General features: G+C 36.4%; 15 protein-coding genes. 12 read left to right on the top strand and 3 right to left on the bottom strand.

Annotated features, from left to right (window positions below):
- The first annotated feature begins 2 nt into the window (after window positions 1–2).
- Together rpoC and LB449_RS09200 are read left to right on the top strand one after the other, a co-directional pair.
- A complete protein-coding gene (rpoC, locus tag LB449_RS09205; RefSeq protein ID WP_224454811.1) occupies window positions 3–4,307 on the top strand; it encodes a DNA-directed RNA polymerase subunit beta' in 4,305 nt (1,434 codons plus the stop codon).
- 2 nt (window positions 4,308–4,309) lie between these two features.
- Window positions 4,310–4,624 (top strand): DUF3467 domain-containing protein, encoded by a 315-nt coding sequence (locus LB449_RS09200; RefSeq protein WP_224454810.1) that lies wholly within the window; start codon window positions 4,310–4,312, stop codon window positions 4,622–4,624.
- 83 nt (window positions 4,625–4,707) lie between these two features.
- Here the strand turns inward: LB449_RS09200 and LB449_RS09195 are convergent, their stop codons facing one another.
- The gene (locus LB449_RS09195; protein ID WP_224454809.1) at window positions 4,708–5,382 is read right to left on the bottom strand and encodes a YceI family protein; all 675 of its coding nucleotides are present in this window, start codon (window positions 5,380–5,382) and stop codon (window positions 4,708–4,710) included.
- A 120-nt stretch (window positions 5,383–5,502) separates the two neighbouring features.
- On the opposite strand from LB449_RS09195, the gene LB449_RS09190 reads away from it, so the two are divergent.
- The 3 genes from LB449_RS09190 to LB449_RS09180 all read left to right on the top strand — a co-directional run bounded on the left by LB449_RS09190 (window position 5,503) and on the right by LB449_RS09180 (window position 8,627).
- Window positions 5,503–6,111 carry a nucleotide exchange factor GrpE gene (locus LB449_RS09190; RefSeq protein ID WP_224454808.1) on the top strand — a complete coding sequence of 203 codons (609 nt, stop codon included), beginning with the start codon at window positions 5,503–5,505 and terminating at the stop codon, window positions 6,109–6,111.
- Window positions 6,112–6,117: 6 nt separating this feature from the next.
- Entirely contained in the window at window positions 6,118–7,245 is a 1,128-nt protein-coding gene (gene dnaJ, locus LB449_RS09185) for a molecular chaperone DnaJ (RefSeq protein ID WP_224454807.1), read from the top strand.
- Window positions 7,246–7,454: 209 nt separating this feature from the next.
- Complete coding sequence (locus tag LB449_RS09180) at window positions 7,455–8,627, top strand: sigma-54-dependent transcriptional regulator (RefSeq protein ID WP_224454806.1); 1,173 nt, start codon at window positions 7,455–7,457, stop codon at window positions 8,625–8,627.
- Here the strand turns inward: LB449_RS09180 and LB449_RS09175 are convergent.
- Window positions 8,620–9,225, bottom strand: coding sequence for a hypothetical protein (locus LB449_RS09175; protein WP_224454805.1), 606 nt, complete (start codon window positions 9,223–9,225; stop codon window positions 8,620–8,622). The genes LB449_RS09180 and LB449_RS09175 overlap by 8 nt on opposite strands.
- Window positions 9,226–9,382: 157 nt before the next feature.
- Here LB449_RS09175 and LB449_RS09170 point away from each other — a divergent pair, with 157 nt between their 5' ends.
- The 3 genes from LB449_RS09170 to LB449_RS09160 are packed head-to-tail and all read left to right on the top strand — an operon-like array spanning window position 9,383 to window position 11,549.
- Complete coding sequence (locus tag LB449_RS09170) at window positions 9,383–10,750, top strand: MATE family efflux transporter (protein ID WP_224454804.1); 1,368 nt, start codon at window positions 9,383–9,385, stop codon at window positions 10,748–10,750.
- Window positions 10,747–10,971, top strand: a complete 225-nt coding sequence (locus LB449_RS09165) for a hypothetical protein (RefSeq protein WP_224454803.1) — start codon at window positions 10,747–10,749, stop codon at window positions 10,969–10,971. Before LB449_RS09170 ends, LB449_RS09165 begins: the two co-directional genes overlap by 4 nt.
- Window positions 10,972–10,979: 8 nt before the next feature.
- A complete protein-coding gene (locus LB449_RS09160; RefSeq protein ID WP_224454802.1) occupies window positions 10,980–11,549 on the top strand; it encodes a phosphatase PAP2 family protein in 570 nt (189 codons plus the stop codon).
- Between the two features lies 1 nt (window position 11,550).
- Here the strand turns inward: LB449_RS09160 and meaB are convergent, their stop codons facing one another.
- Window positions 11,551–12,639: a methylmalonyl Co-A mutase-associated GTPase MeaB gene (gene meaB, locus LB449_RS09155; RefSeq protein WP_224454801.1), complete on the bottom strand. Its 1,089-nt coding sequence runs from the start codon at window positions 12,637–12,639 to the stop codon at window positions 11,551–11,553.
- 86 nt (window positions 12,640–12,725) lie between these two features.
- On the opposite strand from meaB, the gene LB449_RS09150 reads away from it, so the two are divergent.
- From LB449_RS09150 to ctlX, 4 genes are all read left to right on the top strand, one after another.
- Entirely contained in the window at window positions 12,726–13,154 is a 429-nt protein-coding gene (locus LB449_RS09150; RefSeq protein ID WP_224454800.1) for an organic hydroperoxide resistance protein, read from the top strand.
- A gap of 78 nt (window positions 13,155–13,232) precedes the next feature.
- A complete protein-coding gene (locus LB449_RS09145) occupies window positions 13,233–13,916 on the top strand; it encodes a peptidoglycan DD-metalloendopeptidase family protein (RefSeq protein ID WP_224454799.1) in 684 nt (227 codons plus the stop codon).
- A 63-nt stretch (window positions 13,917–13,979) separates the two neighbouring features.
- Entirely contained in the window at window positions 13,980–14,891 is a 912-nt protein-coding gene (locus LB449_RS09140) for a dimethylarginine dimethylaminohydrolase family protein (RefSeq protein ID WP_224454798.1), read from the top strand.
- Entirely contained in the window at window positions 14,891–15,823 is a 933-nt protein-coding gene (ctlX, locus tag LB449_RS09135; protein ID WP_224454797.1) for a citrulline utilization hydrolase CtlX, read from the top strand. Before LB449_RS09140 ends, ctlX begins: the two co-directional genes overlap by 1 nt.
- The last annotated feature ends 41 nt before the right edge of the window (window positions 15,824–15,864 follow it).

Here is a 15,864-nt window from a genome sequence, read left to right as displayed (position 1 = left end):
TTATGACAAGAAATAATGATAAGAATACACAAAAGAGATTTAATAAAATCTCTATAGGTTTATCTTCTCCAGAAAAGATTCTAGCTGAATCCAGAGGCGAAGTTTTAAAACCTGAAACTATTAATTACAGAACACACAAGCCAGAAAGAGATGGATTGTTTTGTGAAAGGATTTTTGGCCCGGTCAAAGATTATGAATGTGCTTGTGGAAAATATAAGAGAATACGTTACAAAGGAATCGTTTGTGACCGTTGTGGAGTAGAAGTTACTGAGAAAAAAGTAAGAAGAGACCGCGTTGGACACATCAACTTAGTAGTTCCTGTGGCGCATATCTGGTACTTCAGATCTTTACCAAACAAAATCGGATACCTTCTTGGGATTCCTTCCAAAAAACTGGACATGATTATCTATTACGAAAGATATGTCGTGATCCAGCCAGGTAATGCGAAGAATGAAGAAGGTGAGCCACTGAAAAAGATGGATTTCTTAACCGAGGAAGAATATTTAAATATTTTAGAAGAACTTCCACAGGAAAACCAATACTTGGACGATGATGACCCAAATAAGTTCCTAGCGAAGATGGGAGCTGAATGTCTTTTAGAAATTCTAAAACGTCTGGATTTAGACGAGCTTTCTTATGATTTAAGACACAAAGCAAACAATGAAACGTCTAAGCAAAGAAAAACAGAAGCTTTAAAACGTCTTCAAGTTGTTGAAGCGCTTAGAGATTCTAAAAACAATAGAGAAAATAATCCTGAGTGGATGATCATGAAAGTGATCCCGGTAACTCCTCCAGAATTAAGACCTCTTGTGCCTCTTGATGGTGGTCGTTTTGCAACTTCAGATTTGAATGATCTTTATAGACGAGTAATTATCAGAAACAATCGTTTAAAACGATTGATGGAAATAAAAGCTCCTGAAGTCATCCTTCGAAATGAGAAGCGTATGCTTCAAGAGTCTGTAGATTCTCTATTTGACAACACCAGAAAATCTTCTGCAGTTAAAACAGATTCTAACAGACCATTAAAATCACTTTCTGATTCTTTAAAAGGAAAACAAGGACGTTTCAGACAAAACCTCCTTGGTAAGCGTGTGGATTATTCTGCCCGTTCTGTCATCGTCGTTGGACCAGAAATGAAAATGTTTGAATGTGGATTGCCAAAAGACATGGCAGCAGAACTTTACAAGCCTTTTGTGATCAGAAAGCTGATCGAAAGAGGAATTGTAAAAACTGTAAAATCTGCTAAGAAAATAATAGACAAAAAAGAGCCTGTAGTTTGGGATATCTTGGAAAACGTGTTAAAAGGACATCCTGTGTTGCTTAACCGTGCTCCAACCCTTCACAGACTTGGTATACAAGCTTTCCAACCGAAATTAATCGAAGGAAAAGCGATACAGTTACACCCATTGGTATGTACTGCGTTCAACGCCGATTTTGACGGTGACCAGATGGCGGTTCACCTTCCATTGGGACCAGAAGCAATTTTGGAAGCACAACTCTTAATGCTGGCATCGCACAGTATTTTGAATCCAGCTAATGGATCTCCAATTACAGTACCTTCACAGGATATGGTTCTTGGACTGTATTACATGACAAAACCAAGATCATCTACTCCAGAGCACAAAGTGAAGGGAGAAGGTCTGAAGTTTTATTCACCAGAAGAAGTTAACATAGCTTACAATGAAAAGCAAGTTGACTTAAATGCTTTGATCACGATCAGAACTAATGATATTGATGAAAATGGTGAGGTTGTTAAGAAAAATATTGAAACAACTGTTGGACGTGTGCTATTCAACGAATCTATTCCAGATAATGTTGGCTTCATAAACGATGTTATGACAAAGAAAGCTCTTCGTGATGTAATCGCAAGAGTACTTAAGAAAACGTCCGTCCCTGAAACGGCTGAGTTCCTCGATGAAATTAAGAGTTTGGGTTACAACTTCGCCTTTAGAGGTGGGTTATCATTCTCTCTTGGTGATATTATTATCCCTGCGGAAAAGCAATCTATGATTGATGATGCAAATGAGCAGGTTGAAGGAGTTATAGGTAACTATAATATGGGTCTTATTACCAACAACGAACGTTATAATCAGGTTATTGATATCTGGACTGCAACCAATGCTAACTTAACTGAACTCGCCATGAAGCGAATTCGTGAAGACAAGCAAGGTTTCAACTCGGTGTACATGATGCTTGATTCTGGTGCAAGGGGTTCTAAAGAACAAATTCGCCAGTTGACCGGTATGCGTGGATTGATGGCTAAGCCTAAAAAATCGACTTCTGCAGGTGGTGAAATTATCGAAAACCCTATTTTATCTAATTTTAAAGAAGGTCTTTCAATTTTAGAATACTTTATCTCTACTCACGGTGCTCGTAAAGGTCTTGCCGATACAGCATTAAAAACTGCCGATGCGGGTTACCTAACTCGTAGATTGGTGGACGTATCTCAGGATGTGATCGTAAGAGAAGAAGATTGTGGTACTCTAAGAGGTATTGAAGTTTCAGCATTGAAGAAAAATGATGAAGTTGTAGAAAGTCTAGGTGAGCGAATAGTAGGTAGAACTGCTTTAAATGATATTGTAGACCCTATTTCGCAAGAACTTTTGGCTACAGCAGGTGAAGAAATACTTGAAGATGCTGCAGATAAAATAGAAGCTTCTGCATTAAATTCGGTGGAAGTGCGTTCTCCATTAACTTGTGAAGCAAAACAAGGTATTTGTGTGAAATGTTATGGAAGAAATTTATCTACCAATAAAACTGTACAAAGAGGTGAAGCTGTTGGTGTAGTTGCTGCTCAGTCTATTGGTGAGCCAGGTACGCAGTTGACCTTAAGAACTTTCCACGTTGGAGGTATTGCAGGAAACATTTCAGAAGAAAACAAACTCGAAGCTAAATTTGACGGTGTTGCAGAGATTGAAGATCTTAAAACTGTTGAAGGTAAAAATAGTGATGGAAACAAAGTTGACATTGTTATTTCAAGAACTTCAGAAGTTAAAGTTATAGATAAGAAGTCTGGAATTGCACTGAGTACGAATGTTATTCCATATGGTTCTGAATTATTAATCAACCCTGGTGACAAAGTTAAAAAGGGCGATGTCATTTGTAAATGGGATCCATATAATGGTGTGATTATTTCTGAATTCTCTGGTAAAATTGAATTTGAGAACATTACTCAAGGACAGACTTACGAGGTTGAAAGTGATGAGCAAACTGGCTTCCAGGAAAAAGTAATTATAGAATCCAAGAATAAGCGAAAGATACCAACACTCCATATCAAGAGTGATGATGAAATCTTGAGATCTTACAACTTACCAGTTGGAGCTCACTTGATGGTAGATGATAATGAGGAAATTAAAATCGGAAAGATTTTGGTTAAAATTCCTAGAAAATCATCCAAAGCTGGTGATATTACTGGTGGTCTTCCTCGTCTTACAGAATTGTTTGAAGCGAGAAATCCTTCAAATCCTGCTGTAGTGAGTGAAATTGATGGTGTTGTTTCTTTCGGAAAGATCAAAAGAGGTAACCGTGAGATCATCATCGAATCTAAACTAGGTGAGGTCAAGAAGTACTTGGTCAAACTTTCCAACCAGATTTTGGTACAGGAAAACGATTATGTCAAAGCTGGTATGCCACTGTCTGACGGTTCTGTTACTCCTGAAGATATTTTAAATATCAAAGGTCCTAGTGCAGTTCAGCAATACTTAGTGAACGAAGTTCAGGAAGTATATAGATTGCAAGGTGTACAAATTAACGATAAGCACTTTGAAGTTGTTGTGAGACAAATGATGAGAAAAGTAAGAATCCAGGATTCTGGTGATACTATTTTCTTAGAAAATCAATTAGTGCACAAAGAGGATTTCATTGAAGAAAATGATAATATTTTTGGAAAGAAAATTGTTGAAGATGCTGGAGATAGTACAACTTTGAAACCTGGTCAAATTGTCACTTTACGTGATTTAAGAGACGAGAATTCAATCTTGAAACGTGAAGATAAACAGCTAGTGACAGCACGAGATGCCGAATCCGCTACTGCTTCACCAATTCTTCAAGGAATTACAAGAGCATCCTTACAGACTAAGTCATTTATTTCTGCTGCTTCTTTCCAGGAAACTACCAAAGTACTAAATGAAGCTGCGGTAAGCGGTAAAGTGGATTACTTGGAAGGCTTGAAAGAAAATGTAATTGTAGGACATAGAATTCCTGCAGGTACTGGACTTAGAGAATTTGACGATATTATTGTAGGTTCCAAGGAAGAGTTGGCCACAATGATGGAGAAGAAACAAGAAGTGAATGTAAACTTTAATTAAGCATGAGTGATCAAGACGATAAAAAGCAAAAAAAGCTAAACATTCAAATTGATGATGATGTGGCCCAAGGAATTTACAGTAATCTGGCTATCATTAATCATTCACAAACTGAGTTTGTTTTGGACTTTGTGAATATAATGCCTGGTTCTCCTAAGAATAAAGTGAGATCTAGAATTATACTTACTCCTCAACATGCAAAGCGTTTGTTGAGAGCTTTGAGCGATAATATTAATCGTTTTGAAAAAAGTCAAGGTAAAATTAAAGAACAAGATAAACCTAATGTTCCTATGAACTTTGGACCTACAGGAGAAGCTTAAATCTCTTTTAGGTTATAAAAAAAGAAAATCCCTCAAATTCAGTTTTGAGGGATTTTTCATTTTGGTAAGATTTGAATTAAATGTTACTCAGCTTTAAACGCTTTCAAATCAAAAGATATTTTCATTTGATCACTCACGAAATTATCTCCAAGATTTTCAACAAATGATTTTGACATAAATTTTATTCCCCATTCAGTTCTATCTAAAATGATTTTTTCTGATGTTAACAATAAAGACTCATCAGCACCATTCATCGAAACATTTACCGGGAAAGTTATGTTTTTTGTAGTTTCTTTTAAAGTTAGATTACCAGATAACATGGCCTGATCTTTTACGGTTTCAAAGCCAGTAATTTTAAATTTAGCTTCAGGGTATTTAGTAGCATTAAAGAAGTGATCTTCTTTTCCATTTGAATATCCCATTAAGTGGTTTTCAAGATCTGTTTTATCTTGGCCTTCCAAGTCCTGAACTTCGATACTTATCATATCTATTGTGACTTCACCACCAATGACCTGCTCATCAAATACCATTAAACTTCCTTCAGACAATGGAACTATACCGTTATGTTCTCCAGCTGGTTTAGATCCAACCCAATTAATTTTAGATTGTTCTACGTTTACATTGTAAGTGTCTGCCATTTCGGTAGTTTCCTTAGCATCTTTAGCATCAGATGTTTCAGTTTTTTTGTCACTCTTACAGCTTAAGGCAGTGGTGATCAATGATAAAACTAACATTGAATTAATTACTCTTTTTTTCATCTTATGTTTATTTAAGTTCCAGACAACATAACCAAAAACATTCCATTATTTGTATCTGTCATTGTGGCACTAAACTGTTATTGGCAGTACATTTGCCTAATTTGAATAAATTAGTAAGTAATGAGTAAAGAAAATATAAAATCAGACGATAAAGATCCAGTAGAAATGGAAAGTAAAGAAAAGCAAAACGATGCTCAAGAACTTCAAAGAGAAGATGCTTCGACAGTTGAAAACAATGAAGCTGAGGAGGTTGATAACTCTATTCCTGAGGAAGAATTATCTAAAGAAGAACAATTACAACAGGAGCTTGATGCAAAAGATGACAAATATTTAAGACTATTTGCAGAGTTTGAAAATTACAAACGCAGAACTTCTAAAGAACGCATAGAATTATTTAAAACAGCAAGTCAAGACGTAATGCAGTCTATGCTTCCTGTATTGGATGATTTTGACAGGGCGATGCTCGAAGTTAAAAAATCTAGTGACCAATCTTTGGTCGAAGGACTTGAGCTCATAAGCAACAAATTGAGAGAAACTCTTCATAATAAAGGATTGGAAGTTATGTCTGTGAAAGCTGGAGATGTCTTCGATTCAGAACTGCACGAAGCGATTACACAGATTGCTGCTCCAAGTGACGATATGAAAGGAAAAATTGTGGATGTTGTAGAAAAAGGATACACTCTTGGTGATAAAATCATACGTTATCCTAAAGTAGTGACTGGAAAATAATAAATTATGAAAGAAGATTATTACGACATATTAGGCTTAGCAAAGGGTGCTTCTCAAGCCGAAATAAAAAAGGGCTATAGAAAGATGGCAGTAAAGTATCATCCCGACAAGAATCCTGATGATGCTGAAGCTGAAAATAAATTTAAGAAAGCTGCAGAAGCTTATGAGGTCCTAGGAAATGAAGAGAAACGACAGAAATACGATCAGTTTGGTCATAGTGCTTTTGACGGTTCTCAAGGCTTTGGTGGCGGAGGTATGGATATGGACGATATCTTCAGTCAGTTCGGTGACATATTTGGAGGTGGTTTTGGCGGAAGAAGCCAAGGTTTCTCTGGATTTGGTGGCGGATTTGGCGGTGGACGTCAGAGAGCTAAAGGTGGAAATTTAAGAATCCGCGTTAGTCTCACTTTAGAAGAGGTTGCCAAAGGTGTAGAGAAAAAGGTAAAAGTTTCAAGAAAGAAAAAACCATCAGATACAACTTTTAAAACCTGTACAACCTGTAAAGGTTCAGGTCAGGTTACTAGGGTCACCAATACCATTCTGGGAAGGATGCAGACCGCTTCATCATGTCCAGCATGTGGTGGTTCCGGACAAATTATAGACAAAAAAGGGCAAGGTACCGATGCACACGGCCTTAAAATGACAGAGGAAACAGTTTCCATCAAGATTCCAGCTGGGGTTGAAGACGGAATGCAACTAAAAGTTGGAAATAAAGGTAACGAACCAGTCGGAGACGGAGTTCCCGGAGACTTGATTGTACTTATTGAAGTAAAAAATCATGAAAATCTTCAGCGCGACGGTGAAAACTTACACTATGATTTATTCATCAGTTTCCCTGAAGCGGCTTTAGGAGCTAGTAAAGAAATACAAACCGTAGGGGGTAAAGTGAGAATAAAAGTAGAGCCTGGCGCTCAAAGTGGAAAAATTCTAAGATTAAGAAATAAGGGTTTACCAAACCTGAATGGCTATGGAATAGGAGACCTGCTTGTACATATCAACTTGTGGACTCCACAGGATTTATCCAAGGAACAAAAAGAATTCTTTGAAACAAATCTTGGAGATTCCAATTTTGAACCTAATCCAAGCAAATCTGATAAATCTTTCTTTGAAAAAGTAAAAGATATGTTTTCTTAAGCTGTTAACAGAATATTATATATATTTGAACACCGCTAAATTTAGCGGTGTTTTTTCTTTTTCATAGCAATTTTTTTCCCACCCTTCATTGCGCAGGGTGGGTTTTGTTTTTAAAACCACTTAGCTTTTAAAATATTCTAAAAAATATTAAGGTTGTCACTCTAAACTTCAGATAAAACTTATATTTAATTCTGTAAATTAAAATCATTATGCCAAGATTACTCATTATTGAAGACGAGGATGCGATAAGAAGAGTATTGAAAAAAATTCTTTTAGAGGAAGAGAAAAATTATAATATTGATGAGGCTGAGGACGGTCTAATAGGTATAGAACTGGTCAAAAAAAAATCTTACGACTTGGTTTTATGCGATATTAAAATGCCAAAGATGGATGGAATGGAAGTTTTATCTGCTTGTCAAAAACTTCAACCTGAACTTCCTGTAATAATGATATCGGGACACGGAGATCTAGAAACCGCTGTTGAAACTATGAGGATGGGTGCTTTTGACTACATTTCGAAGCCTCCAGATTTAAACCGATTGCTTAATACAGTGAGAATTGCCCTCGATCATACTCTGCTTGCTCAAGAAAACAAGCAATTGAAAAAGAAAGTTTCCAAGCAATTTGAAATGGTAGGTAAGTCAGAGGAGCTTGATCAAATTAAATCAATGATCGATAAAGTTGCTCCAACTGAAGCTAGGGTTTTAATCACTGGCGAAAACGGTACGGGTAAAGAGCTTGTTGCTCACTGGCTGCATGAAAAAAGCAACAGAAATAAAGGGCCTTTTATAGAGGTGAACTGTGCTGCAATTCCTTCAGAATTAATTGAGAGTGAATTGTTTGGACATGTGAAAGGCGCATTTACTTCTGCCAATAAAGACAGGGCTGGAAAATTTGAAGCTGCTAATGGAGGTACGATTTTCCTCGATGAGATTGGCGATATGAGTTTGTCAGCCCAAGCAAAAGTCTTGAGAGCCTTGCAAGAAAACAGAGTTCAACGTGTAGGCAGTGATAAGGATATAAAAGTTGATGTGAGAGTAATTGCAGCAACCAACAAGAACTTAAAGGAGGAAATAAATGAGAAGAGATTCAGAGAAGACCTATACCATAGACTAGCCGTGATCATTATTCATGTGCCTGCGCTTAAAGATAGACGGGCAGATATTCCTGAACTCATTCACCACTTCACAGAAAAAATAGCTAAAGAACAAGGCACAAAGCCAAAAGTTTTTGAAGCGAAAGCAGTTATACTTTTAGAAAAGCTGAACTGGACAGGGAATATAAGGGAGTTGCGTAATGTCGTGGAACGCTTAATTATTCTTGGGGATCAGCAGATTACCGAAGAAGACGTGAAAAAATTCGTGCAGCTTAAAACTAGTTAGAATCCAGTTGTGGTGGGGTATATTTTAAAAAATACATTTTGTCACCACTAGGATGTTTCCATTCCTTAAGTAATTCAAAACCATACCTTCTGTAAGCAACGTTTACTTTTCTAATACGGGTTTCCGCATAAATTGGTAATTGTAAAGCCTTGGAAATGCGAAACATTTCGTCTTTCATTTTATAGGGCGTTTTGTCACTTGTATTTCCCCTAGCATCGGGTAGAATTCCCCAAAACCAACAATATAAAAACTCACCATCATTGGGACGCTGTTGACGAACAAATTTCTGAGATTTTAAAGCTTTCAGTCCTTTAGTGATACCAGTAACATTTATGGCTAGCTTGAGATCACTGATCAGTTCAGTCCAGAAGCCATCACTTTCTCCGTCCATTCTGAAGAAAATAGCAATCCCTCTTCCATCGTCAGAGACGAGAAGTGCGTCTTTCTTAATGGCCTTTTCGACCATATGTTTTGCTAAATAAAGAAAACGTTGTTCTTTTTTGGAGTCGTCTTTTACGATTTCCATTGATGTGGGAATCTCTTGCAGTAAAGTAGCTACATGTTTGATGACTTCTTCCTTGTCAAAATCTTTTTTCAAGTTTCTTTATTTTCAGAATTAATTTTCAAATATAAAGTAAATTCAGCTTTTTGGGGCATAATCTATATTCAAAGACTTTAACTGATTAAATAATGAGACTAGATTATATATTCTATTCTCAAAGTGTACTTTTGCCTTTCGAAAAATAAAAAGACTTTTGAATTTATCTATTTACACCAGGGAGTTTTCAAAAAATTTCAGTCTGGCATTTCCGATAATGCTAGGTCAACTCGGACATGTCCTTGTTGGGTTTGTTGACAACTTAATGATTGGAAAACTTGGAGCTGCGCCCCTAGCTGCTGTTTCATTAGGGAATACACTTATATTTTTCGCACTTTTTCTAGGTATTGGATTCAGCTTCGCTATTACTCCACTTATTGCCGAAGCAGATGGAGAAGGGGATACAACCAAAGGGCGTGTTTTTTTTCAACATGGCCTGGTCATGTGTACAGTCAATGGTATTGTTTTGTTTTTATTGTTATTGCTAGCAAAGCCTATATTACATCATCTGGATCAGCCAAAAGATGTTGTTGAGCTCGCTTTACCTTATTTAGATATTGTGGCGTTCTCACTCATTCCACTTATGATTTTTCAAGGATTTAAGCAATTTGCAGACGGGCTTTCGATGACCAAATATGCCATGTATGCCACGATTTTGGCTAATATTGTGAATGTAATATTCAATTACTTACTGATTTATGGAGTATGGTTTTTCCCACGCCTGGAGTTGGAAGGAGCTGCGATCGGTACATTGATTTCAAGAGTTTTTATGCTGATTTTACTATATCTTATCTTAAGCAGGAGACCTAAACTGAAGCCTTATTTTGTTTTAATGAAAAAATCTCTGGATAGGGCCATTTTTAAAAGATTAATCAATCTTGGTTTTCCTACGGCCTTGCAAATGCTTTTTGAAGGAGGAATTTTTACGGCAACTGTACTTCTGGCTGGAACTTTAGGGACCAAACCTCAGGCTGCAAATCAGATAGCTCTTAACCTGGCCTCTATGACCTTCATGATTGCTGTAGGGCTTGGCGTAACTGCAACGATAAGAGTAGCCAATCAAAAAGGTAAACGCCAATTTAAAACCCTAAGAGATGTAGCGTTTTCTATTTTCCTACAGGTTTTTCTTATCGAAGGTGTTTTTGCTATTGGTTTTATCCTTTTGAAAGGATTTCTGCCTACACTATATATAGATGACACTGAAGTCATTTTACTTGCCTCCCAGTTACTTATTGTAGCAGCACTTTTTCAATTAAGCGACGGTCTGCAAGTTGCAATTCTAGGAGCATTACGAGGGTTGCAAGATGTAAAAATTCCAACCTTGCTTTGTTTTATCGCCTATTGGCTTATTGGCCTTCCAGTATCTTATTTTACTGGAAAAGAGGAGGTGTTGGGAAGCATTGGTATTTGGCTTGGATTGCTTTCTGGTCTTACTGCTTCTGCTATTATGTTGTATATCAGATTTAATATGCTCTCCAAGAAACAAATTCATACTTTTGGCGAAACTAAATTATTACAATCATGAAATTACCAAGATTTATATTGGGTGACAATACCGATTTTCCTGAGTCTATATTCATAATTCATACAGAGTTTCCAAGATTTATCATAGATCTTAAGACAGATGAAATTGAATGGCTTGAGGAATTTGATGTTGAAAACGAGGAAGAAATGGTAGAGGAGACCAATAATTTAATCAAAGAAGCTTCAGAGTTTTACGATAGAGAAGTGGATCGTTACCAATAGAATAGTTTATGATAGAACAACTTCAGACTTTAGACAGAGAATTATTCCTTTTTCTCAATAACCTTGGGGTTAAAGAATGGGATTGGTTTTGGGTATTATTGACAGAAAAGGAAACTTCATATCCACTATATGGGATTCTTTTGATCCTGATTTATCGAAAAATAAAATTAAAAGGCTTGCTAATCACTGTCCTTGTAGTGGGATTGATGATAACTTTCACAGACCAATTGGCAAATTTCTTTAAGGACACTTTTGAAAGGCTGAGGCCATGTAACGAACCTTTTATTGAATATGGTCGATTTTTAGCGAAACGCTGCGGCAAATTCGGATATTTTTCTGGGCATGCTATCAGTTCTTTTGCTGTGGCAACTTTAGTTTCAAATCTTCTAAGGCCCTATTATAAATATGCTTTTTATTGGTTATTTTTCTGGGCTTTTATGGTTACCTACAGCCGAATTTATGTGGGTGTACACTATCCGGGAGATATTATAACTGGTGCTTCGCTTGGTATTCTAACAGGGTATTTATTTTTAAAATTACATAGCTATTTAAAATCAAGATTTGATACAGTTCAATAGCTTATTCCTGAATTTTTGCTTTTTTCAAAAGATACTCAGCTGCTTCAAAAGGGCTTAAGTCCTGATTATGAATTTTCTTTAGAACTTCTGGAAATTCATTCTTGATGATTTCGTTCTGATAGAACTCTTTTTTGAGAGTATCCTCTATGGTTTGGGTGAGCCAGAATTTATTTTGATGAGCTCGTTTTTCTTCAAAATATCCATTTTTTTTAGCCTTTTCAAAATAGTCAGCAAGCATTCTCCAAACCTTGTCAATTCCTTCATTTTGCAAGGCACTGGCTAGTTTTACTTTAGGTTCCCAACCATTGGACTTTGAAGGGTACATATGTAAAGCTCTATTGAATTCAACTTTAGCCTTTTTGGCTGCTTTTATATTATCTCCATCTGCTTTATTGATGACAATGGCATCTGCCATTTCTATGATGCCGCGTTTGATGCCTTGTAATTCATCACCAGCACCAGCGAGTTTTAATAATAAGAAGAAATCTGTCATGCTATGCACTGCAGTTTCACTCTGTCCAACTCCTACTGTCTCTATAAGAAGTATGTCATACCCAGCGGCTTCGCAAAGCAAAATGCTTTCACGGGTTTTTCTAGCTACTCCGCCTAAAGATTCACCCGAGGCTGTAGGTCTTATATAAGCCATGGGATGCTGAACCAATTTTTCCATCCGGGTTTTATCTCCAAGAATACTCCCTCTCGTGACCGAACTAGACGGATCTACAGCCAAGACAGCCACTTTATGACCTTTGTTGACCAGCAATAAACCTAGCTGCTCTATAAATGTGCTTTTTCCTACTCCTGGCACCCCAGTGATACCTATTCTCAGTGAGTTATTGGAATGAGGTAAACAAGTAGATATTATAGTTTTTATGTCTACGGTATGGCGTTGACTTTGGCTCTCGATAAGTGTAATTGCCTGACTTAAATCTGTCTTATTTCCACTTAAAATGCCTTCAGTCAATTTTTTGATATCTCTAGATTGTCGTCTTAAATTTTTAATGCGCTCAGCTGAGGTTTGACTCAAATTTAAACTCGGATCACTTTTGGTTTCCTGAAGCGCAGATTTTTTATTTTTGGACAGAGACATAATTTACATTTAGTACAAATTTATGAATTCATTTTTTCACTAAGGTCGTGTAGTTAGTATATTCGATTAAATTAAAATTTAAACTCATGAAAACACTTTATACTGCGAAAGCTACAGCAACTGGAGGTCGTAAAGGCCATGTAAAAACTGAAGATGGTCCTATAGATATGCCGTTGAGCATGCCAAAAGGTCTTGGTGGTGATGGTGGTGAGGGAGTCAATCCTGAGCAACTTTTTGGATCAGCCTACTCCGCATGTTTTGGAAGTGCTTTGAGCCTGGTTGCCGAAAAACACAAAGTCGATTTAGGAGATTTTAGCGTTACGGCTCATATCAGTATCAATAAAGAAGACGAAGGAGGTCTTCTCCTCTCAGCGGTATTAGATTCTTACTTGCCAGGTGTGGATGATATTAAGACGGCAGAGACCTTGGTTAATGAGGCTCATGAAGTATGTCCATTTTCCCGAGCAACACGAGATAATATGGATGTTACACTTAATGTCTTAAGAGACGAGTAAAAATTATCTATTTTTGAATAATATTAAAACCCCAATTTTATTGGGGTTTTGTTAGTTTAATACATAAGGTTTCACATTATGCTGAATTTGATAAAAGACCATATTAACAACACATTCTTTTCTATTTTAGGTCCCTCTTTTTCTGAATCTAATTACGTTTCACTCGACCTTTCAGATACAAAAACTTCAGAGCTTAAAATTGATTTATCAGCTGAATTTGCTCTCCAGGCTTATTTGAAAGATTATTTAAAAAATCAAAATGCGAAAGCCGCCTATGGTGGGTATTTGGAAAAGAGAAGTTTATATGACAGAAGCTCATATTTTGGTGACAACTCTCATTCCCATAAACGAAATGTTCATCTTGGTATAGATGTGTGGGTAGAAGCAGGAACACCAGTTTTCACTCCATTACCTGGAAAAATTCATAGTCAAAAGGATAATTTGAATTTTGGAGATTATGGGCCTACGATAATTCTGGAACATCATTTAAAAGACCAAAAGTTTTATTCGCTTTACGGTCATTTATCAAGAGAATCTTTGGAAATACATCATGTAGGAGAGGAAGTCACCATAGACGAACCAATCGCTTTTCTTGGAAGTAATGAAGTCAATGGGAATTATGCTCCGCACTTGCATTTTCAAATTATAATGGATATCGGTGATTATTACGGCGATTATCCAGGGGTTTCTTCCCAGGAAGATCTAGAATTCTATAAAAAGAACTGTCCAGATCCTAATATTTTACTCAATTTTAGAGTTTGATTTTTAACAATAGTTCAAGGATTTATTTCTAAGTGAGTATATTTGCACAAAAAATAAACTACATTGAAACTACATATTTCTAATGAGACCTCAAGGTTAAAAACTGTGATTCTGGGTGTTGCCAATTCCATTGGCGATCAACCAAAGTTGGAGGATGCTTACGACCCTAAATCCATAAAACATATCAAAGAAGGGACCTACCCGGAAGAAGAAGATATGATAAAAGAAATAGAGTCTGTAGCCGATATTCTCAAAAAACATGATGTTGAAGTTCTAAGGCCAGATATCTTAAATGATTACAATCAAATCTTTTCCAGAGATATTGGTTTTGTCATAGAAGATAAATTTATATTCGCCAATATTCTCCCAGATAGAGAAAAAGAAATCAAGGCTATAGAACATATCTTGGATAAAATCGATTCTGATAAAAAGATAAGACTTCCTGAACACTGCCATATTGAAGGTGGTGATGTAATGCCACACGGCGATAGCATATTAGTAGGGACTTACAGAGGAGAGGATTATTCAGACTACATAACAGCGAGAACAAACGTTGAGGCGGTTGAAGAATTGCAGAAATTGTTTCCGGATAAAAAAGTAAAATCCTTTAACCTAAGAAAGTCTAACACAGATCCCAAAGCCAATGCATTACATTTAGACTGCTGTTTTCAGCCAGTAGGAAATAACTATGCAATTATTCATAAAAACGGGTTTCTGGAAGAGGAAGAGTACCAGTGGTTGATCGACCTTTACGGAAAAGAAAATGTTTTTGAAATCAATGCTCAAGAGATGTATGATATGAATAGCAATATTTTTTCTATATCAGAAACTGTAGTGATTTCCGATGAATATTTTACGCGTTTAAATGAATGGCTAAGATCTAAAGAGATTCTAGTTGAAACTGTGAATTATAGAGAAATTGCCAAACAAGAGGGCCTTTTAAGATGCTCGACTTTACCATTAATAAGAGAATAATGAAACAAATTACAGATACTTTAGTAATGATTCGGCCAGTAATCTTCAGAATGAATGAAGAAACAGCTGTCAATAATTACTTTCAGAAATCTACAAGCGATCTCAAAGCGACTGTCAATAAAAAAGCACAAGATGAATTTGATGCCTTTGTGGATAAACTAAAAGCAGTTGGCGTGAATATTATTGTGATCGATGATATTGCAAGCCAGGATACGCCAGATTCAATATTTCCAAACAATTGGGTGTCTTTCCATGAAAATGGAGATGTGGCTTTATATCCAATGTTTGCCAAGAATAGACGTAAGGAAAGACGTGAAGATGTTTTTGAAAGAATTGAAGCAGAAGGCCATCTCATCAGAAATTTTGTAGACTACACCTCTGCTGAAATGGAAAATGTATTTCTAGAGGGTACAGGAAGCTTAATTTTGGATAGAGAAAATAGAAAAGCTTACTGCGCTCTGTCACCAAGAGCTGATGAAGATTTAGTTATTGAATTCTGTGAAGATTTTGAATATACACCTATAATTTTTAAAGCCCACCAAACACATGAGGGAGAGCGTTTGTTAATTTATCATACCAATGTGATGATGTGCGTAGCCCAAGAGTTTGCCGTGATTTGCCTGGATACTATCGATGATAAAAAAGAGAGAAAACTTGTGGCTGACAGCCTTACTCAGGATGGTAAAGAGATCATTACAATTTCTGAAGAGCAAATGAATAATTTTGCTGGAAATATGCTGCAGGTCCAGGGTAAAGAGGCTAAATATACAGTAATGAGTCAAGCAGCTTATAATTCACTTACTGATAAGCAAATTCAAGCTATAGAGAAATATTCTAAAATCTTAAGTAGTGATTTATCAACCATAGAAACTCATGGAGGAGGCAGTGCAAGATGTATGCTTGCAGAGGTTTTTATACCTAAAGTTGACTAGCATAGACTAAATAATATTACAAAAAACCCCAACTTATTCAA

It is taken from the genome of Psychroflexus lacisalsi, assembly GCF_020164495.1.
Lineage (GTDB): Bacteria > Bacteroidota > Bacteroidia > Flavobacteriales > Flavobacteriaceae > Psychroflexus > Psychroflexus lacisalsi.
The sequence above is the reverse complement of the archived record's forward strand: the minus strand, read 5'-3'. Positions and strand labels throughout refer to the sequence as shown.

Coding starts and splice junctions, on each gene's coding strand:
- rpoC (WP_224454811.1), top strand. CDS start 3: ATGACAAGAAATAATGATAAGAATACACAAAAGAGATTTAATAAAATC.
- LB449_RS09200 (WP_224454810.1), top strand. CDS start 4,310: ATGAGTGATCAAGACGATAAAAAGCAAAAAAAGCTAAACATTCAAATT.
- LB449_RS09160 (WP_224454802.1), top strand. CDS start 10,980: ATGATAGAACAACTTCAGACTTTAGACAGAGAATTATTCCTTTTTCTC.
- LB449_RS09195 (WP_224454809.1), bottom strand. CDS start 5,382: ATGAAAAAAAGAGTAATTAATTCAATGTTAGTTTTATCATTGATCACC.
- ctlX (WP_224454797.1), top strand. CDS start 14,891: ATGAAACAAATTACAGATACTTTAGTAATGATTCGGCCAGTAATCTTC.
- meaB (WP_224454801.1), bottom strand. CDS start 12,639: ATGTCTCTGTCCAAAAATAAAAAATCTGCGCTTCAGGAAACCAAAAGT.
- LB449_RS09150 (WP_224454800.1), top strand. CDS start 12,726: ATGAAAACACTTTATACTGCGAAAGCTACAGCAACTGGAGGTCGTAAA.
- LB449_RS09145 (WP_224454799.1), top strand. CDS start 13,233: ATGCTGAATTTGATAAAAGACCATATTAACAACACATTCTTTTCTATT.
- LB449_RS09190 (WP_224454808.1), top strand. CDS start 5,503: ATGAGTAAAGAAAATATAAAATCAGACGATAAAGATCCAGTAGAAATG.
- dnaJ (WP_224454807.1), top strand. CDS start 6,118: ATGAAAGAAGATTATTACGACATATTAGGCTTAGCAAAGGGTGCTTCT.
- LB449_RS09165 (WP_224454803.1), top strand. CDS start 10,747: ATGAAATTACCAAGATTTATATTGGGTGACAATACCGATTTTCCTGAG.
- LB449_RS09180 (WP_224454806.1), top strand. CDS start 7,455: ATGCCAAGATTACTCATTATTGAAGACGAGGATGCGATAAGAAGAGTA.